25 protein-coding genes and 1 other RNA gene are annotated in these 23,724 nt (G+C 69.9%); 19 read left to right on the plus strand and 7 right to left on the minus strand.

The window, feature by feature from the left end; all coding sequences use genetic code 11:
* The first annotated feature begins 84 nt into the window (after positions 1 to 84).
* Positions 85 to 1,758 (plus strand): DNA repair protein RecN, encoded by a 1,674-nt coding sequence (recN, locus tag RSO68_RS05665; protein WP_315585779.1) that lies wholly within the window; start codon positions 85 to 87, stop codon positions 1,756 to 1,758.
* A gap of 114 nt (positions 1,759 to 1,872) precedes the next feature.
* Here recN and fur read toward each other — a convergent pair whose 3' ends face one another.
* Complete coding sequence (fur, locus tag RSO68_RS05670; protein ID WP_089847586.1) at positions 1,873 to 2,319, minus strand: ferric iron uptake transcriptional regulator; 447 nt, start codon at positions 2,317 to 2,319, stop codon at positions 1,873 to 1,875.
* Positions 2,320 to 2,391: 72 nt separating this feature from the next.
* On the opposite strand from fur, the gene RSO68_RS05675 reads away from it, so the two are divergent.
* Positions 2,392 to 2,820, plus strand: a complete 429-nt coding sequence (locus RSO68_RS05675) for an outer membrane protein assembly factor BamE (protein ID WP_089847588.1) — start codon at positions 2,392 to 2,394, stop codon at positions 2,818 to 2,820.
* Between the two features lie 58 nt (positions 2,821 to 2,878).
* Here the strand turns inward: RSO68_RS05675 and RSO68_RS05680 are convergent, their stop codons facing one another.
* Complete coding sequence (locus RSO68_RS05680) at positions 2,879 to 3,193, minus strand: RnfH family protein (protein WP_315585780.1); 315 nt, start codon at positions 3,191 to 3,193, stop codon at positions 2,879 to 2,881.
* Positions 3,183 to 3,617, minus strand: coding sequence for a type II toxin-antitoxin system RatA family toxin (locus tag RSO68_RS05685; RefSeq protein WP_089847592.1), 435 nt, complete (start codon positions 3,615 to 3,617; stop codon positions 3,183 to 3,185). Before RSO68_RS05685 ends, RSO68_RS05680 begins: the two co-directional genes overlap by 11 nt.
* Positions 3,618 to 3,745: 128 nt before the next feature.
* Between RSO68_RS05685 and smpB the strand changes: the two genes are divergently transcribed.
* Together smpB and ssrA are read left to right on the plus strand one after the other, a co-directional pair.
* The gene (smpB, locus tag RSO68_RS05690) at positions 3,746 to 4,237 is read left to right on the plus strand and encodes an SsrA-binding protein SmpB (RefSeq protein ID WP_089847594.1); all 492 of its coding nucleotides are present in this window, start codon (positions 3,746 to 3,748) and stop codon (positions 4,235 to 4,237) included.
* A 41-nt stretch (positions 4,238 to 4,278) separates the two neighbouring features.
* Positions 4,279 to 4,659, plus strand: a transfer-messenger RNA (tmRNA) gene (gene ssrA / locus RSO68_RS05695).
* 108 nt (positions 4,660 to 4,767) lie between these two features.
* Here the strand turns inward: ssrA and RSO68_RS05700 are convergent.
* Complete coding sequence (locus RSO68_RS05700; RefSeq protein ID WP_089847596.1) at positions 4,768 to 5,787, minus strand: GlxA family transcriptional regulator; 1,020 nt, start codon at positions 5,785 to 5,787, stop codon at positions 4,768 to 4,770.
* A 102-nt stretch (positions 5,788 to 5,889) separates the two neighbouring features.
* Here RSO68_RS05700 and tmpA point away from each other — a divergent pair, with 102 nt between their 5' ends.
* The 14 genes from tmpA to RSO68_RS05770 all read left to right on the plus strand — a co-directional run bounded on the left by tmpA (position 5,890) and on the right by RSO68_RS05770 (position 20,967).
* Entirely contained in the window at positions 5,890 to 7,008 is a 1,119-nt protein-coding gene (tmpA, locus tag RSO68_RS05705; RefSeq protein ID WP_315585781.1) for a 2-trimethylaminoethylphosphonate dioxygenase, read from the plus strand.
* Entirely contained in the window at positions 7,005 to 7,628 is a 624-nt protein-coding gene (locus RSO68_RS05710; RefSeq protein WP_315585782.1) for an HD domain-containing protein, read from the plus strand. The genes tmpA and RSO68_RS05710 overlap by 4 nt, the downstream gene beginning before the upstream one ends.
* Positions 7,625 to 9,226, plus strand: coding sequence for a 5-guanidino-2-oxopentanoate decarboxylase (locus RSO68_RS05715; protein WP_315585783.1), 1,602 nt, complete (start codon positions 7,625 to 7,627; stop codon positions 9,224 to 9,226). The genes RSO68_RS05710 and RSO68_RS05715 overlap by 4 nt, the downstream gene beginning before the upstream one ends.
* Positions 9,227 to 9,340: 114 nt before the next feature.
* The gene (locus RSO68_RS05720) at positions 9,341 to 10,297 is read left to right on the plus strand and encodes an ABC transporter substrate-binding protein (RefSeq protein WP_315585784.1); all 957 of its coding nucleotides are present in this window, start codon (positions 9,341 to 9,343) and stop codon (positions 10,295 to 10,297) included.
* Positions 10,294 to 11,079, plus strand: coding sequence for a class II aldolase/adducin family protein (locus RSO68_RS05725; RefSeq protein WP_089847606.1), 786 nt, complete (start codon positions 10,294 to 10,296; stop codon positions 11,077 to 11,079). The genes RSO68_RS05720 and RSO68_RS05725 overlap by 4 nt, the downstream gene beginning before the upstream one ends.
* A 7-nt stretch (positions 11,080 to 11,086) precedes the next feature.
* A complete protein-coding gene (locus tag RSO68_RS05730) occupies positions 11,087 to 12,298 on the plus strand; it encodes a pyridoxal phosphate-dependent aminotransferase (protein WP_315585785.1) in 1,212 nt (403 codons plus the stop codon).
* Positions 12,295 to 13,089, plus strand: coding sequence for an ATP-binding cassette domain-containing protein (locus RSO68_RS05735; protein WP_089847611.1), 795 nt, complete (start codon positions 12,295 to 12,297; stop codon positions 13,087 to 13,089). Before RSO68_RS05730 ends, RSO68_RS05735 begins: the two co-directional genes overlap by 4 nt.
* Before the next feature lie 33 nt (positions 13,090 to 13,122).
* Positions 13,123 to 13,896: a transporter substrate-binding domain-containing protein gene (locus tag RSO68_RS05740; RefSeq protein WP_315585786.1), complete on the plus strand. Its 774-nt coding sequence runs from the start codon at positions 13,123 to 13,125 to the stop codon at positions 13,894 to 13,896.
* A 75-nt stretch (positions 13,897 to 13,971) separates the two neighbouring features.
* The gene (locus RSO68_RS05745; RefSeq protein WP_315585787.1) at positions 13,972 to 14,679 is read left to right on the plus strand and encodes an ABC transporter permease; all 708 of its coding nucleotides are present in this window, start codon (positions 13,972 to 13,974) and stop codon (positions 14,677 to 14,679) included.
* 1 nt (position 14,680) lies between these two features.
* Positions 14,681 to 15,406 (plus strand): ABC transporter permease, encoded by a 726-nt coding sequence (locus RSO68_RS05750; RefSeq protein WP_315585788.1) that lies wholly within the window; start codon positions 14,681 to 14,683, stop codon positions 15,404 to 15,406.
* Between the two features lie 14 nt (positions 15,407 to 15,420).
* On the plus strand, positions 15,421 to 16,881 hold the full coding sequence (locus RSO68_RS05755; protein ID WP_315585789.1) for an aldehyde dehydrogenase family protein: 1,461 nt from the start codon (positions 15,421 to 15,423) through the stop codon (positions 16,879 to 16,881).
* 272 nt (positions 16,882 to 17,153) lie between these two features.
* Entirely contained in the window at positions 17,154 to 18,353 is a 1,200-nt protein-coding gene (locus tag RSO68_RS05760) for a saccharopine dehydrogenase family protein (RefSeq protein WP_315585790.1), read from the plus strand.
* A gap of 6 nt (positions 18,354 to 18,359) precedes the next feature.
* The gene (gene nspC / locus RSO68_RS05765; RefSeq protein ID WP_315585791.1) at positions 18,360 to 19,514 is read left to right on the plus strand and encodes a carboxynorspermidine decarboxylase; all 1,155 of its coding nucleotides are present in this window, start codon (positions 18,360 to 18,362) and stop codon (positions 19,512 to 19,514) included.
* A gap of 157 nt (positions 19,515 to 19,671) precedes the next feature.
* On the plus strand, positions 19,672 to 20,967 hold the full coding sequence (locus tag RSO68_RS05770) for an aspartate kinase (RefSeq protein WP_315585792.1): 1,296 nt from the start codon (positions 19,672 to 19,674) through the stop codon (positions 20,965 to 20,967).
* Positions 20,968 to 21,017: 50 nt separating this feature from the next.
* Here the strand turns inward: RSO68_RS05770 and gap are convergent, their stop codons facing one another.
* Positions 21,018 to 22,025, minus strand: coding sequence for a type I glyceraldehyde-3-phosphate dehydrogenase (gap, locus tag RSO68_RS05775; RefSeq protein WP_315585793.1), 1,008 nt, complete (start codon positions 22,023 to 22,025; stop codon positions 21,018 to 21,020).
* A 393-nt stretch (positions 22,026 to 22,418) separates the two neighbouring features.
* Here gap and RSO68_RS05780 point away from each other — a divergent pair, with 393 nt between their 5' ends.
* The gene (locus RSO68_RS05780) at positions 22,419 to 22,892 is read left to right on the plus strand and encodes a methylglyoxal synthase (RefSeq protein ID WP_315585794.1); all 474 of its coding nucleotides are present in this window, start codon (positions 22,419 to 22,421) and stop codon (positions 22,890 to 22,892) included.
* A gap of 34 nt (positions 22,893 to 22,926) precedes the next feature.
* On the opposite strand, the gene RSO68_RS05785 is transcribed toward RSO68_RS05780, so the two are convergent.
* Together RSO68_RS05785 and crcB are read right to left on the minus strand one after the other, a co-directional pair.
* On the minus strand, positions 22,927 to 23,316 hold the full coding sequence (locus tag RSO68_RS05785; RefSeq protein ID WP_315585795.1) for a fluoride efflux transporter FluC: 390 nt from the start codon (positions 23,314 to 23,316) through the stop codon (positions 22,927 to 22,929).
* Positions 23,313 to 23,696: a fluoride efflux transporter CrcB gene (gene crcB / locus RSO68_RS05790; RefSeq protein WP_089847632.1), complete on the minus strand. Its 384-nt coding sequence runs from the start codon at positions 23,694 to 23,696 to the stop codon at positions 23,313 to 23,315. Before crcB ends, RSO68_RS05785 begins: the two co-directional genes overlap by 4 nt.
* Positions 23,697 to 23,724 lie beyond the last annotated feature (28 nt).

Below are 23,724 nucleotides of genomic sequence, written 5' to 3' on the forward strand. Positions count from 1 at the left end.
CACTCGAAGGACGGTACTCGAAAGACCGTCTTGAAAGACCGTACTTCCAGAACGGTATCCCCAGACAGGCCCCCGGGAGGCACCATGCTGACAGAGCTTGCCATTCGCGACTTCGCCATCGTCGACCACCTCGAGCTGGACCTGGCCGGCGGCATGACCGCCATCACCGGCGAGACGGGGGCCGGCAAGTCCATCCTGCTCGGCGCCCTGGGGCTCTGCCTGGGCGAGCGCGCCGACAGCGCCAGCGTGCGTCATGGAAGCGAACGCGCCGACCTGAGCGCGCGCTTCGATCTCAGGGCCCTGCCCGAGGCACGCGCCTGGCTCGAGTCCCGCGAGCTGCCCGTCGACGACTGCCTGCTGCGCCGCGTGGTAACGCGCGGCGGTCGCTCCAAGGCCTGGATCAACGGCCAGCCGGCCACGGTGGCCGACCTGCGCGGCCTGGGCGAGCACCTCATCGAGATCCACGGCCAGCACGCCCACCAGGCGCTGCTGCACGAGGAGACTCACCTGCGCCTGCTCGACGACTTCGCCGGCCATCGCGAGCGGGTGGCCGGGATGCAGCTGGCCTTCCGCGAGTGGCAGGCGGGCCGCCGGCGGCTCGCGCGCCTGGCCGAGGACGGCGACGAGATCCGCGCCCGCCGCCAGCTGCTGCGCTATCAGGTGGAGGAACTGGATGCGCTGGCCCTGGCCGAGGGCGAGCTCAAGGGGCTCGAGGAGGAACAGGAGGAGCTGGCCCACGCCGAGGAGCGGCTGCGCGAGGCGCAGTTCGCCGCCGAATGCTGCGACGGCGACGAGGCCGGGGCCCTGTCACTGCTCAACCAGGCGATTCAGCATCTCTCGGAGCTGCCGGGCAGCGACCGCGGCAGCCTCGCCGACACCCTCACCATGCTCGGCGAGGCGCGCATCCAGGTCGAGGAGGCCGGCCGCGAGCTCGGCCACTTCGCCGCCGGCGTCGAGCTGGACCCGGAGCGGCTGGCCTGGGTGGAGGAGCGCCTCGGCGAGGTGCACCGCATCGCCCGCAAGCACCACGTGCTGCCCGAAGAGCTGGTCGACCTGCACCGGCGCCTGGCCGAGGAGCTCGAGGGCCTGGAGGGCGGCGACGGCGACCTCGAGACGCTGGCCGCCGAGGTCGAGGCGCTGAAGGCGCGCTGGCACGAGCAGGCCTCGGCGATCTCCAAGGCGCGCCGCCAGGCCGCCCGCCGCTTCGGCCGGGCCGTGCAGGAGCAGCTGGCCTTCCTGGCCATGGGCAAGGCGACGTTCGAAGTCGAGTTCGCCCCCCGTGAGACCCCGGCCCTCGAGGGGCTGGAAGGCGCCCGCATGCTGATCAGCGCCAATCCCGGCCAGCCGGCGCGCCCGCTGGCCAAGGTGGCCTCGGGGGGCGAGCTGTCGCGCATCAGCCTGGCGATCCAGGTGGTGGCGGCGCAGCACTCGACCATCGCCAGCCTGGTCTTCGACGAGGTGGACGTGGGGGTCTCCGGAGCCACCGCCGAGATCGTCGGCCAGCTGCTGCGCCGGCTGGGTGAGAACGGCCAGGTGATGACCGTGACCCACCTGCCTCAGGTGGCCGCCCAGGCGCATCACCACCTGCACATCGAGAAGCAGGCCGAGAAGGCCTCCACCCTGACCCGCATGGCCCTGCTCGACGAGGCCGGCCGGGTCGGCGAGCTGGCGCGCATGCTGGGCGGCGTGAACCTCTCCGACCGCACCCTGGCCCACGCCCGGGAGATGCTCGACGCCAGCCAGCGCGCCCACCACTGACCCCGCCGAGCAAGGCGCGAACCAAGGCCCCAACGCAGCGCGGCCCCGATCCGAGGATCGGGGCCGCGCTGTGCTGCCGTTCGGGGGGGGTGCCCCGTCGCCACGATGGCGACACTACTTCTTCTGGATGCCTTCCTGGCGAGTCGCCCGGGAGCCGCGGGGCCGCACGTAGAGCACCAGGGCGTGATCGACGAGCTCGTAGCCGTGCTCCTCGGCGATCTCCTGCTGGCGCCGCTCGATGGTCTCATCGAAGAACTCGATGATCTCACCGCTCTCCAGGCACACCATATGGTCGTGGTGCTCCTCTTGAGAGAGCTCGAACACGGCATGTCCGCCATCGAAGTTGTGGCGAATCACAAGGCCGGCGGTCTCGAACTGGGTCAGCACGCGATAGACGGTGGCCAGGCCCACGTCCTCGCCCGCGTCCAATAGGGTCTTGTACACATCCTCGGCGCTCAGGTGATGCTTCTCGGAGGCGCTCTCGAGGATCTGCAGGATCTTGACGCGCGGCAGGGTCACTTTGAGACCGGCCTTGCGCAATTCATGGTTCTGGTCGGCCATGGTCGCTCTTCGCAGTATCGGGTAGGGTCGGTTATGATCGACCGAATCCACGATAGTGAAGAACAGGCGCAAATGCAAAAGCTGACAAGAATCGTCACCCTTTCCCTCGCCCTGCTGATGATCAGCGGCTGCAGCTACTTCGGGGTCTACAAGCGCGACCTCCCCCAGGGCAACCTGGTGACCGAGGGCATGGCCGAACAGCTGCGGCCGGGCATGAGCCGCCGGCAGGTCGTCGACCTGATGGGCAGCCCGCTGCTCGAGGCGCCCTTCGATGCCCGCCAGTGGGACTATGTCTATCGCCTCGACGAAGCCTACGGCGGCGTCGAGCAGCGGCGCATTACCCTGACCTTTAATGGCGGGCGCGTCGTAGAGATCGAGCGCGAAGGCGACTTCTCGACGGCGCCACCGCTCGGTGACGAGCGCGGCATCGGGCCGGACCGCGAGGCCGCCGCGGACGACCAGGAAGCACCGCTCGACAACCTCACGCCGGATCGCCCCTGAGTTCATCGCACGATCATGCCGCCCCTGACACCCCGCCCCGGCACCCACCGGGCGGGCGTCAGCGCGTCTTGCGCGCGGCGCGCTCGGCGCGCACCGCCTTGGGATCGATCTTGAGCGGCCGGTAGACCTCGACGCGATCCCCCGCCTTCAGGCGCTGGGCGTCGGGATCGCGCAGCAGTTTGCCGAAGAGACCCAGGTCGGCATCGAGGAAGGTCGCCGGCGGAAGCTCCGGAAACCTCGCTTCCAGCCCGGCCATCGCGACCGCCTGACGAGCCGTGGTGCCCTCGCTCACGGAAAGCGGCACGATGCACTGCCGCTCGGGCAGGGCGAAGGCCACCTCGATCTCGATCGCGCCCGGCGCCTTAGCGCCCATAGAGGCTGTCCGCGCGGCGGGTGAAGGAGTCCACCAGCTGCCCGGCGACCTGCTGGAAGAGCTTGCCGAAGGCCATCCCCAACAGGCGATTGGCGAACTCGAACTCCAGCTCGAGGCTGATCTTGCAGGCCCCCTCCCCCATCGGTATGAACAGCCAGCGGCCACGCAGGCGCTTGAAGGGGCCACTGACCAGCGACATTTCGATGCGCTCGGGTTCGATCAGGTCGTTGCGGGTGGTGAAGCTCTGCTCGATGCCGGCACGACCCAGGGTCATCTCGCCGATCAGGTGCGCGTCGTCACGCTCCAGCAGGCGGGCGTTCCGGCACCCCGGGAGGAATTCCGGGTAGCGCTCGAAGTCGTTGACCAGGTCGAACATGTCCTGGGGGGTGTGCCGCACCATGGCGGACCGATTGACCGTTGGCATTGAGCTCTCCGCTGACTTCACAGTGCCCAGGGCGTATCATGAGCGGTTATTTCAGGCCTTGAATGGTACCACGCTTCCCCCCACATCGAAGGGCAAGCGCCACCGGCAGATACAGGACACGAGGTTTCATGGCCAACAAGAAAGGCAAGAGCAAGGGTCCGGGCGGCAACGTCATCGCCCAGAACAAGAAGGCACGCTTCGAATACCATATCGACGAGAGCTTCGAGGCGGGCGTGGTGCTGGCCGGCTGGGAGGTGAAGAGTCTGCGCGCCGGCAAGGCGCAGCTCACCGACACCTACATCCTGATCAAGAACGGCGAGGCGTGGCTGCTCGGCACCCACATCACGCCGCTCAATACCGCCAGCACCCACGAGATCGCAGACCCCACGCGGACCCGCAAGCTGCTGCTGCATCGCAAGGAGATCGCCAAGATCTTCTCGCGCACCCAGGAGAAGGGCCACACCTGCGTGCCGCTCAAGCTCTACTGGAAGGACAACCTGGTGAAGTGCGAGCTGGCACTGGTGACCGGCAAGAAGCTGCACGACAAGCGCGCCACCGAGAAAGACCGCGACTGGCAGCGCCAGAAAGGGCGCATCATGCGCGAACAAACCAAGGCCTGAGGTGTCACAAGCCCTAGCATCCTGTTAGGATGCCCAAGTACGGGGGCGACACGGTTTCGACGCCGGTGACAATCCCTGAGGTGCATGCCGAGAGCGTGATGTATCTCGTAAATCCAACATCACGACTAAATAGTCGCAAACGACGACAACTACGCTCAGGGCGCGCTGGCAGCTTAAACGCCGCTAGCTTCTAGCCCGGCCCGAAGGCAATGTGCCCATTCATTGCTGACGGGATATGAGCCAAGACTGATGGGATCGCGATAGGTGGTGTCCTCTCGCCTGTCGTTAAACCTGACGAGGAATCGCGTTGCTGGATCCTGATCGTCGGAGCCAGTAGCGTTAAATCAAATGACGAAACTAAGCATGTAGAGCCAATGGGTGCGTGCCGGCGGACGCGGGTTCAATTCCCGCCGCCTCCACCAAACAGTCGACGAATCAAGCGCCTACGGGCGCTTTTTTCGTTTCTGACCGCCCATCACGAGCGCCTCAACGCCCGACGCATCGCTCACCGCTAGGCGACCCATCCTCCGTCACGCGCCCTGCTCGACGCTGCTGCCGCGCTCGGCGGTGACGCTGGGCGCTTCCTCGAAGCGGCTTCGATAGGCCCGGGTGAAGTGCGCTGGCTGGGTGAAGCCGGTCGCCAGGGCCGCCTCAGTGACCAGGCAGCGGCTATCGGCCAGCAACTGGCGCGCCCGGTCCAGGCGCATGCCCAGGTAGCACTGACGTGGCGTCTCGCCGAAGTGGCGCTGGAAGAGCCGCGTCAGCTGGCGCTGAGACTGCCCCGCCAGCCGACACACCTCGGGGATCGGCAGCGCCTGGACCAGGTTGGCCTCCATGACCGCCAGCGCACGCACCACGCTGCGCGGCAGATCCCAGTAGCGGTGCCGCGGGGCGCCGCCCTCGCCGCGCCCCCGCTCGTGCACCAGCTGTCGACCCACGGCGTCGGCCAGGGCGGGCCCGTAGGCGCGCTCGATCCACTCCAGCATCATGTCAATGCTCGCCGCCCCGCCGGACCCGGTCATCCGCGTGGCATCGAACTCATAGCGCACCGGGCTGATCTCCAGCTCCGGAAACTCGAGGCGGAAGGCCGGCACGCTCTCCCAATGCAGCGCCACCCGGCACCCCTCCAGCACCCCCGCCCGGGCCAGGATGAAGGGCGCAGTGTCCAGCCCGCCCAGCCAGCCGCCGTGGGCGGCGATGCGCCGCAGCACGGCCCGATCCTGGAAACGCACCGTCGCCTCTGCCTCGTAGGAGGAGACGACCATCAGGCGCGCGCTGTCCTCCAGCGACTCCAGCGGGCCGTCCACGTCGATACGCACTCCGTTGCTGGCCACCACCGCCTCGCCGTCCGCCGACAGCAGCCGCCAGGCGAAGAGATCGCGGCCGAAACGGTTGGCCACGCGCAGCGGCTCCAGCAGGCAGAACAGGGTCAGCATGGAGAAGCGCGGCACCAGCCACACATCGAGGGTGTATTCGGCCTGCTCCGGAGTGAGCAGGGGCGGGGAATCGGGGCGCGGATAGGGCCAGGCGCCGTCGGGAGCATCAATCATGGCCAATAGAGTCAAGCCTGAGGCTAATTTAATCAAGTCATGGTCGTCGCAGGCGGTTAAGGTTGAGCGCGACCCCGAAGCACAGTCCGTGGAGACGCCGCCATGACACATGTCACACCCCTGGCCAATAACCGACGCCTGGTCATCGACCACCACGGCCGGACCCGCGAATTCGCCGCCCTCTGGCTGCGTGAGCGCTGCCCCGATGCCGAGACCCTGGACCCGCGCACCGGACAGCGACTGATCGAGGCGGCCGAGCTGCCGCTCACCCTCGCCGTGGAGTCGGCCGAGGTCCGCGACGGCGCACTGCGCCTACGCTTCAGCGACGGGCATCACGGCGTCTTCGATCTCGACGCGCTGTTGAACGACGCGCCGAGCGACCCGCCCCAGCGACTCTGGGATGCGGCCAGCGCGCCGCGCCCCGAGGCCGACTTCGCCGCCGCCGTGGAGGACGACGCGGCCCTGCTCGGCATGCTCGAGGCGCTGCATCGCGACGGCTTCGTGCTGGTCTCCGGCGTGCCCACCGAGGAGCACGGCATGCAGCCGCTGATCGATCGCATCGGCCCGCTGCGGCGCACCAACTGGGGCGGCATCGCCGACGTCAAGTCGGTGGCCGACGCCTACGACCTGACCATGACCCAGCGCGGCCTGGAGCCGCATACGGACAACCCCTATCGGGACCCCATCCCCGGCTACATCTGGCTGCACTGCCTGACCAATGCCGCCGACGGCGGCGACAGCACCCTGGCCGACGGCTTCATGGCCGCCCGCCTGCTGCGCGAGCGCGACCCGGTGGCCTACGACTGCCTGACCCGCGTCACCCCGGGCTTTCGCTACCGCGACGACACCACCCACCTAGAGGGCGAGGGGCCGCTGATCGAGCTGGACAGCCAGGGCGAGCCGGTCCGGGTGCGCTACTCCAACCGCACCGAGCGCGTGCCGGCCCTGCCCCCCGAAGAGCTGGAGGCCTACTACGCCGCGCGCACGGCGTTCTATCGCCTGATCACCGGCGAGGAGCTGACTCTGCACCTCAAGCTCGACCCGGGCCAGATGCTGATCATGGACAACTACCGCCTGCTGCACGGCCGCAGCGCCTTCCAGCTGGCCGGCGGCGTACGCCACCTGCGCCAGGGCTACGTCGACCGCGACAGCACCGCCAGCCGCCGCCGGATACTGCGCCACCAGGCCACCCCCGCCCCGACCGCTGGAGAACCCGCATGAACCAGGCCACCTTCCGCCACTTCGGCGAGGCACGCCGCGACGACTGGGCGCTGATCGACGCCCGCTTTCGCGACTACGTCGCCGATGCCCCGCGCCGGGTGCTGGCACACCTGCACAACCTGGCCGGCGACACCCACGGCTATCCGGTGGATCGCTACCAGCACAGCCTGCAGACCGCGACCCGGGCGCTGCGCGACGGCGCCGACGAGGAGATGGTCGTCTGCGCGCTCCTCCACGACATCGGCGACGACCTGGCCCCGGCCAATCACGCCGAGATCGCCGCGGCGATCCTCGAGCCCTTCGTCGATCCGCTCAACGCCTGGATGATTCGCCACCACGAGCTCTTCCAGGGCTACCACTACCGCAACTTCTTCGGCCAGAACCCCCACGCCCGGGAACAGTTCCGCGACCACCCCGCCTACGCGCGCACCGTGCGCTTCTGCGACGACTGGGACCAGGCGAGCTTCGACCCCGACTACGACACCCTGCCCCTCGAGCACTTCGTGCCCATGGTGGAGCGGGTGCTGGGCCGCCCGGTACGCGGCGGCCTGCCTGATCTTGTCAAAGAGCCGGTGGATGAGCCGGTGAAAGCGTCGGCGAACGGGGAGGCGACCCCATGAGCCAGACCTGTGCCCGCCAGCTGCTGCGCCTGCTGGAAGCCTACGGCGTGGATACCGCCTTCGGCATCCCCGGGGTGCACACCATCGAGCTCTACCGCGAGCTGAGCGAGAGCCGCCTGCGCCACGTGACCCCGCGCCACGAGCAGGGCGCCGGCTTCATGGCCGACGGCTACGCCCGCGCCAGCGGCCGACCGGCGGCCTGCTTCATCATTTCCGGCCCCGGCATGACCAACATCGCCACCGCCATGGGCCAGGCGCTGGCCGACTCGGTGCCGATGCTGGTGATCTCCAGCGTCAACCGCCGCCCGACCCTGGGCCGCGGCCAGGGGCGCCTGCACGAGCTGCCGAGCCAGCAGCAGACCCTGGCCGGCGTCAGCGTCTTCAGCCACACCCTGCACGACCCCGAGGCGCTGCCTGAGATTCTGGCCCGGGCCTTCGCGATCTTCCGCGGCGCGCGGCCGGGCCCAGTGCACATCGAGATCCCCATCGACCTGTTCGATGCCGAGGTCCCCGCGCTCACGCCGCGCCCCATCGAGGTGTTCCCCCCGGCACCGGCCCCGGCGGCCATCACTCGGGCCGTCGACTGGCTGGCGGGCGCCGAGCGTCCGCTGCTGCTGCTCGGCGGCGGCTGCGTCAGCGCCCCCGAGGCCGCCATCTCGCTTGCCGAGCGCCTCCAGGCCCCGGTGCTGACCACCATCAATGCCAAGGGCGTGCTGGGCCAGGATCATCCGCTGGATCTGGGCGCCACCGCCAGCCTGCCCGCCGCGCGTCGGCTGGCGGCCGAGGCCGACGTGGTGCTCGCCATCGGCACCGAGCTCGGCGAGACCGACTACGACCTGGTGTTCGATGAGGGCTTCCGGCTGGACGGCCGGCTGATCCGCGTCGACATCGATCCCCAGCAGCTGGGCCGCAACCAGGCGACCGACCTGGCGCTGGTCGCCGACGCCGGCGAGACCATGACGGCGCTCGTCGCGCGGCTGCCCGAGGGCACCGAGCGCGACGGCCGGACCCGCAGCGCCGCCGTGCGCCGCGCGCTCGCCCTCGCCGAGGATCCGGAGCTCGCGCCCTACGTGCCGCTCTTCGCCACCCTGCGCGAGGCGCTACCCGAGGCCGTGGTGGTCGGCGACTCCACCGGCCCGGTCTACGCCGGCAACTTCCTGGCCGCCATGCCGGCCCCGCGGCGCTGGTTCAACGCCGCCACCGGCTACGGCACCCTCGGCTACGGGCTGCCCGCCGCCCTGGGCGCCGCCCTGGCCCAGCCGGAGCTGCCGGTGGTCGCGCTGGTCGGCGACGGCGGCCTGCAGTTCGTGCTCGGCGAGCTGGGCACCGCCCGCGATCTGGGTCGGCCGCTGGCGGTCGTGGTCTGGAACAACGACGGCTACGACGAGATTCGCCGCTACATGTCGGCAAGCGACGTGCAGCACGTGGGCGTCGACCTGGCCGCGCCGGCCTTCAGGGATCTGGCCTCGGCCTACGCCTGCCGCTACGCCGCCGTGGGCGACCCGGCCGGGCTGCACGCCGCCCTCGCGCGCCTCGACGGCGCCGACTCGCCGCTGATCATCGAGGTGGATGCCGCCGCCTGGGCCGCATCGGCATGACCTTTGCTCTAAAGCCCCAGGCTCGACAGCCCCTTGATAACGGGCCGGCAGTGCCGTGACTCACGACCGTCGGCCCCCGCGAAAACGGCCCACACGATAAGGAGACGTCTGCATATGGATACCAAGACGCGAAGCACCCTGACCCTCATCAACGGCCTTACCCTGATCACCGGCCTGGCACTGACGACACCGGCGCTCGCCGCCGACCGCGACGATCGCCTGCGCCTGGTCGTGCCGCCCTGGCCGGGCGTGACCGTGAAGAGCGAGATCCTCGCCCAGCTGATCACGCCGCTGGGCTACACCGCCGAGCAGCAGCAGCTCAGCTCGACAGTCGGCTACAGCACCCTGCAGAGCGGCGACAGCGATGCCTTCCTGGCCGGCTGGCTACCCGCCCAGCAGGAGAGCTACGACGCCGCCATGGCGGCCGGCGCCATCGTCGACCTGGGCAACAACGTCACCGGCGCCCGCATGGGCTTCGCCGTGCCGAGCTACGTGGTGGAGGCCGGCATCACCAGCGCCGAGCAGCTCGCTGACCCCGAGATCGCCGAGCGCTTCGACCGCACCGTCTACAGCATCGAGAGCGGCTCCACCGTGACCGACATGCTCGACGCCGCCATCGAGACCGACACCTACGGCCTCGGCGACTGGGACGGCATGGCCTCCTCGACGCCGGGCATGCTCGCCGAGGTCAAGGCCGCCGTGGCGGAGGAGCAGTGGATCGTCTTCTACGGCTGGACCCCGCACTGGATGGTGCCGGAGTACGACACCCGCATCCTCGACGACCCGGCCGGCGTCTACGGCCCGGATAACGGCCGCAGCGACGTCAAGACCATCGTCGCCAAGCCCTACGCCGAGGCCAACCCCAACCTGGCCCGCCTGCTCGACCAGTTCGAGCTCACCGCCGCCCAGCAGAGCGACTTCATTCGCGCCTACAGCCTGGAGGAGCGCGACGTCGAGGCGGTGGCCCGGGAGTGGCTGGCCGCGCACCCCGAGCGCCTCGCCGCTTTCCTCGAGGGCGTCGAGACCCGCGACGGCGGCGACGCCCTGGCCGCCGTGGAGGCGAGCCTGTGAGTACGCCCCGCGAGACCGAGGCCGGCGTGCGGCGCGACCTGGCGGCCGCCTATCGGCTGATCGCCCTGGACGGCATGGACGACGGCATCTCGACCCACATCTCGGCGCGGCTTCCCGATGAGGCGCCGAGCGGCGAGGGCCAGAAAGAAGAACGAGAGCGCTTCCTGCTCAACCCCTTCGGCCTGCGCTTCGAGGAGATCCGCGCCGATGACCTGGTCACGGTGGCCGCCGACGGCACGGTGCTCGACGACCCCACCGGGCTCGGCATCAACCCGGCCGGCTTCACCATCCACAGCGCCATCCACGCCGCCCGCCCCGAGGTGGCCTGCGTGCTGCACACCCACACCGTGGCCGGGGTCGCCCTCTCCTGCCTCGCCGAGGGACTGCTGCCGCTCAACCAGTGGGCGCTGCAGTTCCACGACCGCCTGGCCTACCACGACTACGAGGGCATCGCGCTGGACCTCGACGAGCGCCAGCGCCTGACCGATGACCTGGGGCCCCACATGGCCATGGTGCTGCGCCAGCACGGCCTGCTGACCTGCGGGCGCAGCGTCGGCGAGGCCTTCCTGCGCATGCGCGACCTGGAGCGCAGCTGCCAGACTCAGCTCGCCGCCCAGGCCACCCGCCGCGAGCTTCTCGCCGTCTCGCCGGCGATGGCCGAACACGTGGCCCGCCAGTATGAGGCCTGGGCCGAGAGCCCGGCGGGCACCGCCCTGGCCTGGCAGGCCGAGCGGCGCCGGCTGGCGCCGCACTCCGACTCCCCCGACACCGACCGAGGCTGAGCTTTCGATGCGCTATTCCCAACTGACTAACCGGATCGCCGGCGAGGGTGCCGCGGCCTGGGACATCCACTACCGAGCCCTGGCCCGCCAGGCCGCCGGCGAGGACATCACCGTGCTCTCGGTGGGCGACCCCGACTTCACCACCCCGGCGCCGATCATCGACAGCGCCGTCGCGAGCCTGCGCGGCGGCGCCACCCACTACGCCGACGTGCAGGGCAAGCTTTCGCTGCGCCAGGCCATCGCCGACGGCTATCGCCGCCAGGGCCTCGAGGTGGGGCCGGAGCACGTCATCGTCATGGCCGGCGCCCAGTGCGGCCTCTACGCCGCCGCCCAGTGCCTGCTCGATCCGGGCGACGAGGTGCTGGTCCCGGAGCCCAGCTACGTCACCTACGAGGCGGTGCTGCGCGCCACCGGCGCCGAACTGGTACAGGTCCCGCTGCGCGGCGAGGCGGACTTCCGCCTCGACCCGGCGGCCCTCGAGGCGGCCATCACCCCGCGCACCCGGGCGCTGCTGCTCAATAGCCCCCACAACCCCACCGGCCAGCTGATCGACGCCGAGACCTGGGAGGCCGTCGCCGCGCTGTGCCGCCGCCACGACCTCTGGCTGATCGCCGACGAGGTCTACGCCGAGCTGATCTACGAGGGCGAGCACGTCTGCCCCGCCACCCTGCCGGGCATGGCCGAGCGCAGCGTGATCATCAACAGCCTCTCCAAGTCCCACGCCATGACCGGCTGGCGGCTGGGCTGGGTGATGGGCCCGGAGCCGCTGATCGGCCACCTGAGCCACCTGGCGCTGTGCATGCTCTACGGCTGCCCGGACTTCATCCAGGACGCGGCCTGCACCGCCCTGACCGCGCCCCCCGCCGAACTCGACGAGATGCGCGAGGCGTATCGCGGGCGTCGCGACGCCGTCTGCGAGGCGCTGGCCGAGAGCGCCGCGGTCAGCGCGATCCGTCCGCCGGCGGGGATGTTCCTGATGGTCGACATCCGCGCCACGGGCCTCTCCTCCCAGGCCTTCGCCGACCGCCTGCTCGACGAGGAGGGCATCTCGGTGCTCTCCGGCGAGGCCTTCGGCCCCTCGGCGGCCGGCTTCGTGCGCCTCAGCCTGACCGTCGGCGCCGAGCGGCTCGCCGCCGCCAGCCGCCGCCTGGCCGCCTTCGCCGAACGCGCCCTGGCATCCCTGTCACCGACCCCGGCCTCGGAGGCCGATTGCCTATGACGTCATCGTTCGAACCCTCTTCCCGTCCCCAGGCCGCCGCCCCCGCGGTGGCGGCCCACCACCTGATCAAGCACTTCGGCGACCTGGAGGTGCTCAAGGGCGTCTCCCTCGAGGTCGACGAGGGCACCGTCACCTCCATCATCGGCTCCAGCGGCTCCGGCAAGAGCACCCTGCTGCGCTGCATGAACCTGCTGGAACGGCCCGACCGGGGCGAACTGGCGATTGCGGATGAGGCGATTCGCTTCACCCGCAATCCCCAGGGCGACATCGTCGGCCTGGACCGGCGCCAGCTGCAGCGGCTGCGCGCCAAGGTGACCATGGTCTTCCAGCAGTTCAACCTCTGGCCCCACCTCAGCGTGCTGGGCAACGTCATCGAGGCCCCGATGCGGGTCAAGGGGCTCTCCCGGCGCCGGGCCACCGCCATCGGCGAGCACTACCTCGAGCGGGTCGGCATGGCCGATCGCCGCGACGCCTATCCCGCATTCCTCTCCGGCGGCCAGCAGCAGCGGGTGGCCATCGCCCGTGCCCTGGCCATGGAGCCCCGCCTGCTGCTCTTCGACGAGCCCACCTCGGCGCTGGACCCGGAACGGGTCAACGAGGTGCTCGGGGTGATCCGCGACCTCGCCGACGAAGGCCGCACCATGCTGCTGGTCACCCACGAGATGCACTTCGCCCGGGAGGTCTCCGACCAGCTGGTCTACCTCGACCAGGGTCGCATCGCCGCCTCGGGGAGCCCGCAGGACGTCTTCGATGATCCCCGCTGCCGCCGCTTCGTCGCGCCGGCCGCCTGAACGCTCCACACACCACAACGACAGGAGAAGATCATGACATTCCCCCTCAAGAGCGCCATCGCCGCCGCCACGCTGAGCCTCGCCGTGACCGCCCAGGCCAGTGAGCCCATCAAGGTGGGCATCTCCGGCGAGCCCTACCCGCCCTTCACCTTCAAGGCCGCCAGCGGTGACTGGACCGGCTTCGAGGTGGATCTCGCCCTCGCCCTCTGCGACGCCATGGGCCGCAACTGCGAGATCACGCCCACCGGCTGGAGCGGCATCATCGCCTCGCTCAACGCCGAGCGCATCGACATGATCATGAACTCCATGTCGATCACCGCGAAGCGCCAGCGGGTCATCGACTTCACGCGTCCCTACTACTTCACGCCCGGCGCCTACGTGGCCGCCGACGAGCGTGAAATGAACAGCCCAGAGGACCTCGACGGCCTGGTGATGGGCGTCCAGGCCGCCACCACCAACGCCACCTACGCCCGCCGCGCACTGCGCGACAGCGGCGTGGACATCCGCCTCTACAACCAGGCCGAACAGGTCAACAACGACCTGCTCTCCGGGCGCCTGGACGTGATCCTGGCCGACGAGATCGCCATGCTGCAGTTCCTCGATCGCGACGAGGCCGAGGGCTTCGAGATCAAGGCCACCGCGCCGCGCCACGCGGCCTACGGCGAGGGGGTCGGCATCGGCCTGCGCCAGGCGGACGACGAGCTCGAGGCCTCGCTCAACGACGCCATCGCCACGGTGATCGAGGACGGCACCTGCGCCAGCCTCTCCGAGCAGTACCTGGGCACCGACGTCTGCGTCTACGACTGAGCCTCGCGCCAGTCGCCGCCCCGACGCCGGCCGGCGTCGGGGCGTCTCGTCACGTGACCAAGGACACCATCGACCATGACTTCCATGACACCGGAGGGGCTAGGCGACTGGGCCGGCCCCATCCTCGCCGGGGCCCTGACCACGGTGCAGATCGCCGTGCTGGCCTACGCCATCGGCCTGCTGCTGGGGCTGCTGGGCGCCGGCGCCAAGCTGAGCCCCTGGGCGCCGCTGCGCGCCCTGGCCGGCGCCTACTCGACGCTGATCCGCGCCGTGCCGGAGCTCTTGCTGATCATCCTGCTCTACTATGCTGGCGCCCAGGCGCTGGACGCCCTGCTGGCGAAGCTCGGCATGGCCGGCGCGGTGAAGATCACCGGCTTCGCCACCGCCGTCGGGGTGCTGGCCTTCGTCCAGGGCGCCTACATGACCGAGGTCTTCCGCGGCGCCATCCTGGCCATCCCCCGCGGCCAGCTGGAGGCCGCCGACGCCTACGGCTTCTCGCGCTGGACCCGCTTTCACCGCATCGTGCTGCCGGCCATGCTGCCCAATGCGCTGCCGGGCATGTCCAACCTGTGGCTGATCCTGATCAAGGACACCGCGCTGATCAGCGTGATCGGCTTCAACGAGCTGTTCTTCACCATCCAGCAGGCCGCCGCCAGCAGCCGCGCCTACTTCCTGTTCTACGCCGCCGCCGGGGTCATCTACCTGCTGATGACCCTCTCCTCCACGGCGCTGTTCGCCCGCCTCGAGCGCCTGGTACGCCGCGGCCAACCCACGGAGGCCTGAGATGGACTTTTCCTGGCTGAGCGATCCCTTCTATCAGGAGTATCTGTGGGAGGGCTTCGTCAACACCCTGTGGCTGCTGGTGGTCTCGGCCGCCGGCGGCCTGTTCCTCGCCGTGGGCGTGGCCCTGGCCCGCCTGCGCGGCCCCCGGCCGCTGGCCTGGCTGGCCCTGGCCTTCACCACGGTGATCCGCGGCACCCCGCTGCTGGTGCAGCTGTTTTTCTTCTACTACGGCGTGGGCCGTCTGCTGGAAGGCGTACCGGGCATCCGCGAAAGCGTCTTCTGGCCGCTGCTGCGCGATCCCTTCTTCTTCGGCGCCCTGACCTTCATGCTCAGCGTCGGCGCCTACTCCGGCGAGGTGATCCGCGGCGCCATGCAGAGCGTGCCCCGGGGCGAGCTGGAGGCCGGCCGCGCCTTCGGGCTCTCCGGCGCCCAGGTGCTCGCCCGGCTGTGGCTGCCGCGGGCCATCCAGCTCTGCCTGCCGACCCTGACCGGCGAGATGATCCTGCTGCTCAAGTCGGTACCGCTGGTCTCCACCATCGCGCTGATGGACCTGCTGCAGGCAGCCAACATCATTCGCGACGAGACCTTCCTGATCTACGAGCCGCTGCTGCTGATCGCCGGCATTTACCTTGCCACCACCATCGTGCTGACCCTCGGGCTGCGCGTGGTGGAGCTGAACTTCCCCGGCATGCGGCCGACCCGGCGCCGCTGGCTGCCGATTCGCTGAGCACGAGAGGCCCTATGAACTCCCTGACCGAGCACTCCCTGACCGAGCAGTTCATCGACAATGCCTGGGTGCCGAGCCGGGCCGAGGCCCGCCACCCGGTGGTGGACCCCTACCATGAGACGGTGATCGCCGAGGTCACCGCCGGCGACCCGGCGGACGTGGAGACGGCCGTGGCCGCCGCGCGCCGCGCCCTGCCCGGCTGGCGCGCCACCCCGGAGCGTCGGCGAGGCGAGCATCTCGACGCCATCGCCGCCGGGCTCGAGGCGCGCCGCGAGTCGCTGGCCGCGCTCTCGAGCCGCAATAACGGCAAGCCACTGCCCGAGGCGCACCAGGACCTCAGTGATGCCATCGACTGCTACCGCTACTACGCCGACCAGGCCCGCGCCCTGGGCGAGCGCCAGGGCCAGGCCGACGCGAGCGGCCTTCCGGGCCTCTCGGCCCGGCGCTACTGGGATCCCGTCGGCGTGGTGGGCCTGATCACCCCCTGGAACTTCCCGCTGGTCAGTAGCGCCTGGAAGCTCGCCCCGGCGCTGGCCGCCGGTTGCACGGTGGTGTTCAAGCCCTCCGAGGTCACCCCCCTGCCGGAACGGGCGCTGGCCGAGCTCGTGCTCGAGGCGGGCATGCCGGCCGGAGTGGTCAACCTGCTGCACGGTGACGGCCAGGGCATCGGCGCGCCGCTGAGCCGGCATCCGGGCATCGACAAGCTCTCCTTCACCGGCAGCAACGCGGTGGGCGAGGCGGTGATGCAGGCCGCCGCCCACGGGGTGCGCCCGGTCTCCCTGGAGCTCGGCGGCAAGTCGCCGATCGTGGTCACCGAGGATGCCGATCTCGCCCAGGCGCGGGACCTGGTGATGGCCGGCATCTGCTACAACGCCGGTCAGATGTGCTCCGCCACCAGCCGCCTGCTGGTTCACGAGCGACTGGCGGACGCCCTGTTCGACGCCATCGACGAGGCCATGGGCGCGCTGCGCCTGGGCGATCCGCTGGCGACCGAGACCGACATGGGCCCGCTGGCCAACGCCGTGCAGCGCGACCGGGTGCAGGGCTTTCTCATCCAGGCCGAGCGGGAGGCGCTTGCCAGCGCCACCCCCGCCCTCGCGCCGCCCGAGCACGGCTGCTTCGTGGCGCCGCGCCTCTATCGCGACGTGCCGACCGACAGCCGACTGTGGCGCGAGGAGATCTTCGGGCCGCTGCTCTGCGCGCGGCGGGTGGCCAATGATGAGGAGGCCATCGCCCTGGCCAACGACAGCGACTTCGGCCTGGCGGCCACCGTGGTGGCCGGCTCCCCGGCCCGGGCCGAGGCGATCGCCCGGCGCCTGGAGGCGGGCAACGTCTGGTGCAACTGCGACCAGGTCGCGCCGCCCCACGCCAGCTGGGGCGGCATGAAGCGCAGCGGCATCGGCCGCGAGCTCGGCCCGGCGGGGCTCGACGCCTACCTGGAGGCCAAGCGCATCACTCTCCCGACGGCGGACTGAGGCGCGCGCCAGGGTCCCGAGGCTGCCATGGCCGTGGCGACGCCCCCGGCACGTCGCCACGCTCACGACCTAGCCTTTGGTATGAGGCGGACCGCGAAAAGCACTTGCCCCCGACTCGCTTCGACGCCATCATCGCGCACTCGCGCCGACCTCCCGGGGATCGGCGCGAAAGGTCGACCGGGGTGGCATCGGGTCCGGGCTCGCAGACGCGGTCCATCGTCCGATAAGACCCTATTATCGTTGAACATTTCTCGATCTGGATTCGAAACCCCATGAGCAAAGTCCTGATTGTCGGCGCCGGCGGCGTCGGTGGCGTCGTTACCCACAAGTGCGCCCAGCATCCCGAGGTCTTCTCCGAGATCTGCCTGGCCAGCCGCAACCAAGACAAGTGCCGCGCCATCGCGGCGCAGCTGGACCGTCCCATCCAGACGGCCCAGGTCGATGCCGATGACGTCGAGGCGCTGGTCGCGCTGATCGAGTCCGTCCAGCCGGCGCTGCTGATCCACGTGGCCCTGCCCTACCAGGACCTGACCATCATGGAGGCCTGCCTGCGCACCGGCGTGCCCTACCTCGACACCGCCAACTACGAGCACCCGGACGAGGCGAAGTTCGAGTACAAGGAGCAGTGGGCCTTCCAGGAACGCTTCGCCAAGGCCGGCAACATGGCCACCCTGGGCTGCGGCTTCGACCCGGGCATGACCAACATCTACTGCGCCTGGGGCCAGAAGAACCTCTTCGACGAGATCCACAACATCGATATCCTCGATGCCAACGGCGGCGACCACGGCTACCCGTTCGCCACCAACTTCAATCCCGAGATCAACATCCGCGAGATCACCGCCAACGGCCGCTACTGGGAAGAGGGCGAGTGGAAGGAGACCGCGCCGCTGGCCGAGAAGCGCACCTTCGACTTCGACGGCATCGGCGAGAAGGACCTCTACCTGCTCTATCACGAGGAGCTCGAGTCCCTCTGCCAGAACATCACGGGCCTGAAGCGCATCCGTTTCTGGATGACCTTCTCCGAGCAGTACCTCACCCACCTCAAGGTGCTCGAGAACGTCGGCATGACCAGCATCGAGCCGATCGAGTTCGAGGGGCGCCAGGTCACGCCGCTGCAGTTCCTCAAGGCGGTACTGCCGGACCCGGCCTCGCTCGGGCCGCGCACCAAGGGCAAGACCAACATCGGTGTGATCCTCGACGGCATCAAGGACGGCAAGCGTCGCAAGGTGCACATCTACAACATCTGCGACCACGAGGCCTGCTACCGCGAGGTGCAGTCCCAGGCGGTCTCCTTCACCACCGGCGTGCCGGCGGTGACCGGCGCCATGCTGATGCTCGAGGGCCTGTGGAAGGGCGACGGCGTGTTCAACGTCGAGCAGCTCGACCCGGACCCCTTCATGGATCGCGTCGGCGACATGGGGCTGCCGTGGCAGATGGTCGAGCTCGATCCCGACGCCGACCCGCTGGCCTGATCGACGATGGTGGATACGCCCGACTTCGACGTGATGGCCTGCCCCTCGCCGGCCTACGTGGTGGACGACGCCCTGCTGCGCAAGAACCTGGAGCTGCTCGAGCGGGTCCAGGCAGAGAGCGGGGCGCGCATCCTGCTGGCGCTCAAGGGCTTCGCCCTGTGGGATGCCTTCCCGCTGGTCAGCCAGTACCTGGTCGGCACCACGGCGAGCGGACAGGACGAGGCGCGCCTCGGCGCGGAGACCTTCGGCGGTGAGGTGCACGCCTACTCGCCGGCCTTCAGCGAGGCGGAGATGGCGGTGGTGCTGCGCTACGCGGACCACCTCAGCTTCAACTCCCCGGCCCAGTGGCAGCGCCACCGCGCGGCCGTGGCCGAGGCGCCGCGCACGGTCTCCTGCGGGCTGCGGGTGAACCCGGAGTACTCCGAGGGCAAGGTCGCGCTCTACGACCCCTGCGCGACGGGCTCGCGGCTCGGCATCCGGGCGGCGGAGCTCGAGGGCGTGGAACTCGCGGGCCTCGACGGCCTGCACTTCCACACCCTCTGCGAGCAGGACAGCGACGCCCTAGAGCGCACCCTGGCGGCCTTCGAGGAGGCCTTCGGCCGCTATCTCGCCGATCGCAAGTGGGTCAACTTCGGCGGCGGCCACCACATCACTCGTCCCGACTACGACGTCGAGCGGCTGGTGCGGGTGATCCGCGACTTCAAGGCGCGCCATCCGCACCTCGAGGTCTACCTGGAGCCCGGCGAGGCGATCGCGCTCAACACCGGCTACCTGGTCTGCACGGTGCTCGATATCGTCGAGAACGACGGCGCCATCGCCATCCTCGACACCTCGGCCACGGCGCACATGCCCGACGTGCTGGAGATGCCCTACCGGCCGGAGATCATCGGCGCGGGCGAGCCCGGCGAGAAGGCCCACACCTATCGCCTGGGCGGGCTGACCTGCCTGGCCGGCGACGTGGTGGGCGAGTACAGCTTCGATGCGCCGCTCTCGATCGGCGATCGCCTGGTGTTCACCGACATGGCCCACTACACCATGGTCAAGACCACCACCTTCAATGGCATGCGCCTGCCGTCGATCTGCCGCATCGACGAGGCGAGCCGCGAGGTGCGCACGGTGAAGACCTTCGGCTACGAGGACTACCGGCAGCGGCTGAGCTGACGCCGTCAGATTCCTCGAGGCAGACACTACGGGCACCTTCGGGTGCCCGTCGTCGTTTGGTCCGCCCCATCGATGGCGGTCGCCCGCGGCGCACCCTTTCCTCGCATCTCCGTTTCGCGCATGGTAGCGACACCATGCCACCGCGGAAGGAGTCACCATGACCCAGGTCTTCAAGTTCGGCGGCGCCTCGATCCAGGACGCCGAGGCCATCCGCCACCTGGGCGAGCTGCTCGCCCGCTTCCCCGAGCGTCCGCTGGTCGTGGTGGTCTCGGCCATGGGCAAGACCACCAACGCCCTGGAGGCGTTGCTCGCGGCGGCCAGGGGCAGCGACGACGCCGACTACCGCGAGCGCCTCGCGGCCCTGCGCCGCGACCACCTCGCCACGGTCGAGGCGCTGTTCGGGGAAGAGGCCGAGCCGGTGGCGCGCCGCGTCGAGGCGCTCATCGATGAACTCGACCGGCGCCACCGCGCCCATGCGCACCGAGAGCGGCCCTTCCACTACGACCAGACGGTGTGCTTCGGCGAGCTGCTCTCCACCACCATCGTCGCCGCCTGGCTCGAGGAAGCGGGCCTGGCCAGCGAATGGCGCGATGCCCGGGAGCTGATCGTCACCGACGGTGATCACCAGGCGGCCAACGTCGACTGGGCGGCCACCGCCGAGCGGGTGCGCGGCCTGGACCTCGACGACGGCAGGCTCCGCGTCACCCAGGGCTTCATCGGCGCCACCCCCGAGGGCACGGCGACGACCCTGGGGCGCGAGGGCTCGGACTACTCCGCGGCGATCCTCGCCCACTGCCTGGACGCCGAGGCCGTCACCATCTGGAAGGACGTGCCGGGGCTCTTCAACGCCGACCCGCGACGCGTCGACAACGCGGTGCAGCTCGAACGGATCTCCTACGACGAGGCGATCGCGCTGGCCTGGCACGGCGCCACGGTGATCCATCCCAAGACCTTGGCACCGCTTCAGCAGCGGGCTATCCCACTGACCGTGCGCTCCTTCCAGGATCTCGAGGCGCCGGGCAGCACCATCGCCGAGGATGCCCGCCGCGACGGCGAGGTGCCCGCCGTCATGTTCTGCGAGGATCAGACGCTGCTGGAGATCCGCCCGCGGGACTTCGCCTTCATGGACGAGGCTCGCCAGCACGACATCCTCGGCCGGCTGGTGGCGGCCGGGCTGCATGCCGGCCTGATCGATGCCGGGGCCATGCGCCTCTCGCTGTGCCTGGATAGCCATCCCGCCCGCCTGGAACCCTTCGTCCAGTCGCTGAGTGTCGACTATGCGGTGACGCGCCGGGACGACCTGACCCTGGTCAACGTGCGCCATCCCGATGACGCCCTGCTCCGCGCCCTCGGCGAGGGGCGCGAGTGCCTGGCCGAGCGGCGCAACGCCGATACCGCCCAGCGGCTCTACCCCGCCGGCCAGTGCCCGGCGACCTGGCATCTTCCCGACTGAGGTGCGCCCGGGGCACGCTCCCGGAGTGACCTGGGAACGGCCGCGACGCGCTAGCGCGCTGCGGCCGCCTGCATGGCCAGGGCGGTGTCCAGCATGCGATTGGAGAACCCCCACTCGTTGTCGTACCAGGCCATCACCTTGACCAGCCGACCGTTCACCCGGGTGTGGTTGGCGTCGAAGGTCGAGGAGTGGGCGTCGTGGTTGAAGTCGATGGAGACCAGCGGCTGGGCGTTGACCGCCAGCACCGGGGAGGCCTCGGCGGCCCGGGCGACGATCGCGTTGATCTCCTCCCGGCTGGTGTCGCGCCCGGCGGTGAAGGTCAGGTCCACCAGCGAGACGTTGATCACCGGCACGCGCACCGCCAGGCCATCGAACTTGCCGGCAAGCGCCGGCAGCACCAGCCCCACCGCCGCCGCGGCGCCGGTCTTGGTCGGGATCATCGAGTGCGTCGCGCTGCGGGCCCGGAAGGGGTCCTGGTGGTAGACGTCGGAGAGGTGCTGGTCGTTGGTATAGGCATGCACCGTGGTCATCAGGCCATTCTCGATGCCCACCGCCTCATGGAGCGCCTGGGCGACCGGCGCCAGGCAGTTGGTGGTGCAGGAGGCGTTGGAGACGACCTCGTGCTCGGCGGTGAGCACGTCCTCGTTGACGCCAAAGACCACGGTGGCGTCGGCATCCGGACTGGGCGCGGAGATCAGCACGCGCCTGGCGCCGGCCTCGAGGTGCTGGGCGGCGTCCGCCCGTTGAGTGAAGAGCCCCGTGCACTCCATTACCAGATCGACCCCCAGGGCCTGCCAGGGCAGCGCGGCGGGGTCCCGCTCGGAGAGGATGGCAATCCGCTGGCCGTCCACGCTCATGCTCTCCTCGTCGTGGTCGACGGCGAAGGAAAAGTGGCCATGCACGGTATCGTGGCGCAGCAGGTGGGCGTTCATGGCCGGGTCGCCGAGATCGTTGATGGCGACGACCTGCACGCGGTCGCGATAGCCGTTCTCGAACAGGGCCCGGAGCACGTTGCGGCCGATGCGGCCGAAGCCGTTGATGGCGATCTTGAGCGTCATAAGATGATTCTCCTCGGTCCGGTGCGTTCGGTGATCTCGACCCTCTGGGGTTAGAGCGCCCCGGGGCGTGAACGTTGTGTCTGGCGAGGCCGTCGCGCTCTTCCCGGCGCGTCGAGCCACGCATCGCGTGCCCTAAATGTGGACCAGCTCTCCCGGGGGCTCAAGGATTTTTAAGTAATTTTACAACATTGACCGCAACACCCGACGCGGTGCTTCACTGCCATTCGGATCGCCGCCCCACGAAGCCGTTACGACCCATTACCGCCTGAAAACCAGCATGCAAGGAACAGCGACGCACCCCCTGGCATGCCTGCAGACACGGCATCAAGTAGTAAACTTACCTTGAAAGCGTTATCGTCATCGTTGGAACGCCCCCTTCCGAGGAGCATCGAGATGTCACATCGACCGCCGCGTAACGTAACGCGCACCCTGCCGGCCAAGAAGCGCATCGCGCTGGTAGCTCACGACGGCAAGAAGGATGAACTGCTGGAGTGGGTGGGCCGCTGGCAGGCGACCCTGGCCGGGCACCAGCTGGTCGGCACCGGCACCACGGCAGAGCGCATCTCGCGCCAGCTGGGCCTCGCGGTGGAGGGCCTGATGAGCGGCCCGCTGGGTGGCGACCAGCAGATCGGCGCGCGCATCGCCGAGCAGCGCCTCGACCTGCTGATCTTCTTCTGGGACCCCTTCGCGCCGCAGCCCCACGACCCCGACGTCAAGGCGCTGCTGCGCCTGGCGGCGCTGTGGAACGTCCCGGTGGCCTGCAACGCGGCCAGCGCCGACTTCATGGTCAGCTCGCCCTGGCTCGACCGGGACTACGAGATGAACATCCCCGATGCCGGCGCCTGGGTGTCGTCGCGCACCGACTGAGCCGCCCGGCGCGGCGACGCCCGATCGTGTGCCGTCAGGCCCGCGCCGCCGCCCGCTGGCCGATGAGATGTCCCAGCCAGGCCGCCACCAGCCACAGCGGCACGCTCGCCAGCACATAGCCCAGCGACAGCCAGGGGCGACCGACCTGAAGCAGCCGTAGCGTCTCGAGGCCGAACAGGGAGAAGGTGGTGAAGCCGCCGCAGAAGCCGGCGACCAGGAAGGGCTGCCAGCGCGCTACCCGGCCGTGGACCCGGTGGGCGGCGAAGGCGGTGAAGGCGGCGATCAGCCACGAGCCCAGACCGTTCACCAGCAGCGTGGCCCAGGGGAAGGCCGGCCCGGCCAGCGCGACCCCGACGAGATAGCGCAGCATCGCCCCCAAGGCGCTACCGAGCCCCACGGCGCCGTAGGCGCGCCAGGCGATCAAGAGAGCCCGCCCGACAGCCAGGCCCCCGCCAGCAGCGCGGCGAACCCCGCCACCAGGGTCGTGAGGACGTTGACCAAGGCGGCGGCGCGGCGGCCCTGACGGGCGAGGGTCAGGGTCTGCAGGCTGAACGAGGAGACGGTGGTGTAGCCCCCCAGCAGGCCGATGGCCGCAAGCGACCACGCCGGTCCCGAAGCCGTCGGCTCCAACAGGCCGGCAAGCAGCCCCATCAGCAGGGCGCCGCTGAGGTTGACCGCGAGGGTGCCCCACGGCAGGCCGGCGCCCAGGCGACGCGCCACGACGTCCCCCAGCGCCAGGCGTGCCATGCCTCCCAGGCCCCCGCCGGCCGCCACGGCCAGCAGTGTCAACGAATCGATGCTCATCCCTTCCCCACGACGCCCAAGCAAAAAA

Origin of the sequence: Halomonas saccharevitans, assembly GCF_032333995.1 — a bacterium.
Taxonomy (GTDB): Bacteria; Pseudomonadota; Gammaproteobacteria; order Pseudomonadales; family Halomonadaceae; genus Halomonas; species Halomonas saccharevitans.

What these genes read in the sequence shown, in the direction of transcription:
- RSO68_RS05760 (WP_315585790.1), top strand. Translation starts at nt 17,154, where the DNA reads ATGAGCAAAGTCCTGATTGTCGGCGCCGGCGGCGTCGGTGGCGTCGTT.
- RSO68_RS05750 (WP_315585788.1), top strand. Translation starts at nt 14,681, where the DNA reads ATGGACTTTTCCTGGCTGAGCGATCCCTTCTATCAGGAGTATCTGTGG.
- crcB (WP_089847632.1), bottom strand. Translation starts at nt 23,696, where the DNA reads ATGAGCATCGATTCGTTGACACTGCTGGCCGTGGCGGCCGGCGGGGGC.
- RSO68_RS05780 (WP_315585794.1), top strand. Translation starts at nt 22,419, where the DNA reads ATGTCACATCGACCGCCGCGTAACGTAACGCGCACCCTGCCGGCCAAG.
- RSO68_RS05710 (WP_315585782.1), top strand. Translation starts at nt 7,005, where the DNA reads ATGAACCAGGCCACCTTCCGCCACTTCGGCGAGGCACGCCGCGACGAC.
- RSO68_RS05740 (WP_315585786.1), top strand. Translation starts at nt 13,123, where the DNA reads ATGACATTCCCCCTCAAGAGCGCCATCGCCGCCGCCACGCTGAGCCTC.
- RSO68_RS05730 (WP_315585785.1), top strand. Translation starts at nt 11,087, where the DNA reads ATGCGCTATTCCCAACTGACTAACCGGATCGCCGGCGAGGGTGCCGCG.
- RSO68_RS05755 (WP_315585789.1), top strand. Translation starts at nt 15,421, where the DNA reads ATGAACTCCCTGACCGAGCACTCCCTGACCGAGCAGTTCATCGACAAT.
- RSO68_RS05745 (WP_315585787.1), top strand. Translation starts at nt 13,972, where the DNA reads ATGACTTCCATGACACCGGAGGGGCTAGGCGACTGGGCCGGCCCCATC.
- fur (WP_089847586.1), bottom strand. Translation starts at nt 2,319, where the DNA reads ATGGCCGACCAGAACCATGAATTGCGCAAGGCCGGTCTCAAAGTGACC.
- recN (WP_315585779.1), top strand. Translation starts at nt 85, where the DNA reads ATGCTGACAGAGCTTGCCATTCGCGACTTCGCCATCGTCGACCACCTC.
- RSO68_RS05675 (WP_089847588.1), top strand. Translation starts at nt 2,392, where the DNA reads ATGCAAAAGCTGACAAGAATCGTCACCCTTTCCCTCGCCCTGCTGATG.
- tmpA (WP_315585781.1), top strand. Translation starts at nt 5,890, where the DNA reads ATGACACATGTCACACCCCTGGCCAATAACCGACGCCTGGTCATCGAC.
- RSO68_RS05735 (WP_089847611.1), top strand. Translation starts at nt 12,295, where the DNA reads ATGACGTCATCGTTCGAACCCTCTTCCCGTCCCCAGGCCGCCGCCCCC.
- RSO68_RS05700 (WP_089847596.1), bottom strand. Translation starts at nt 5,787, where the DNA reads ATGATTGATGCTCCCGACGGCGCCTGGCCCTATCCGCGCCCCGATTCC.
- gap (WP_315585793.1), bottom strand. Translation starts at nt 22,025, where the DNA reads ATGACGCTCAAGATCGCCATCAACGGCTTCGGCCGCATCGGCCGCAAC.
- RSO68_RS05680 (WP_315585780.1), bottom strand. Translation starts at nt 3,193, where the DNA reads ATGGGCGCTAAGGCGCCGGGCGCGATCGAGATCGAGGTGGCCTTCGCC.
- RSO68_RS05770 (WP_315585792.1), top strand. Translation starts at nt 19,672, where the DNA reads ATGACCCAGGTCTTCAAGTTCGGCGGCGCCTCGATCCAGGACGCCGAG.
- RSO68_RS05715 (WP_315585783.1), top strand. Translation starts at nt 7,625, where the DNA reads ATGAGCCAGACCTGTGCCCGCCAGCTGCTGCGCCTGCTGGAAGCCTAC.
- nspC (WP_315585791.1), top strand. Translation starts at nt 18,360, where the DNA reads ATGGTGGATACGCCCGACTTCGACGTGATGGCCTGCCCCTCGCCGGCC.
- smpB (WP_089847594.1), top strand. Translation starts at nt 3,746, where the DNA reads ATGGCCAACAAGAAAGGCAAGAGCAAGGGTCCGGGCGGCAACGTCATC.
- RSO68_RS05720 (WP_315585784.1), top strand. Translation starts at nt 9,341, where the DNA reads ATGGATACCAAGACGCGAAGCACCCTGACCCTCATCAACGGCCTTACC.
- RSO68_RS05685 (WP_089847592.1), bottom strand. Translation starts at nt 3,617, where the DNA reads ATGCCAACGGTCAATCGGTCCGCCATGGTGCGGCACACCCCCCAGGAC.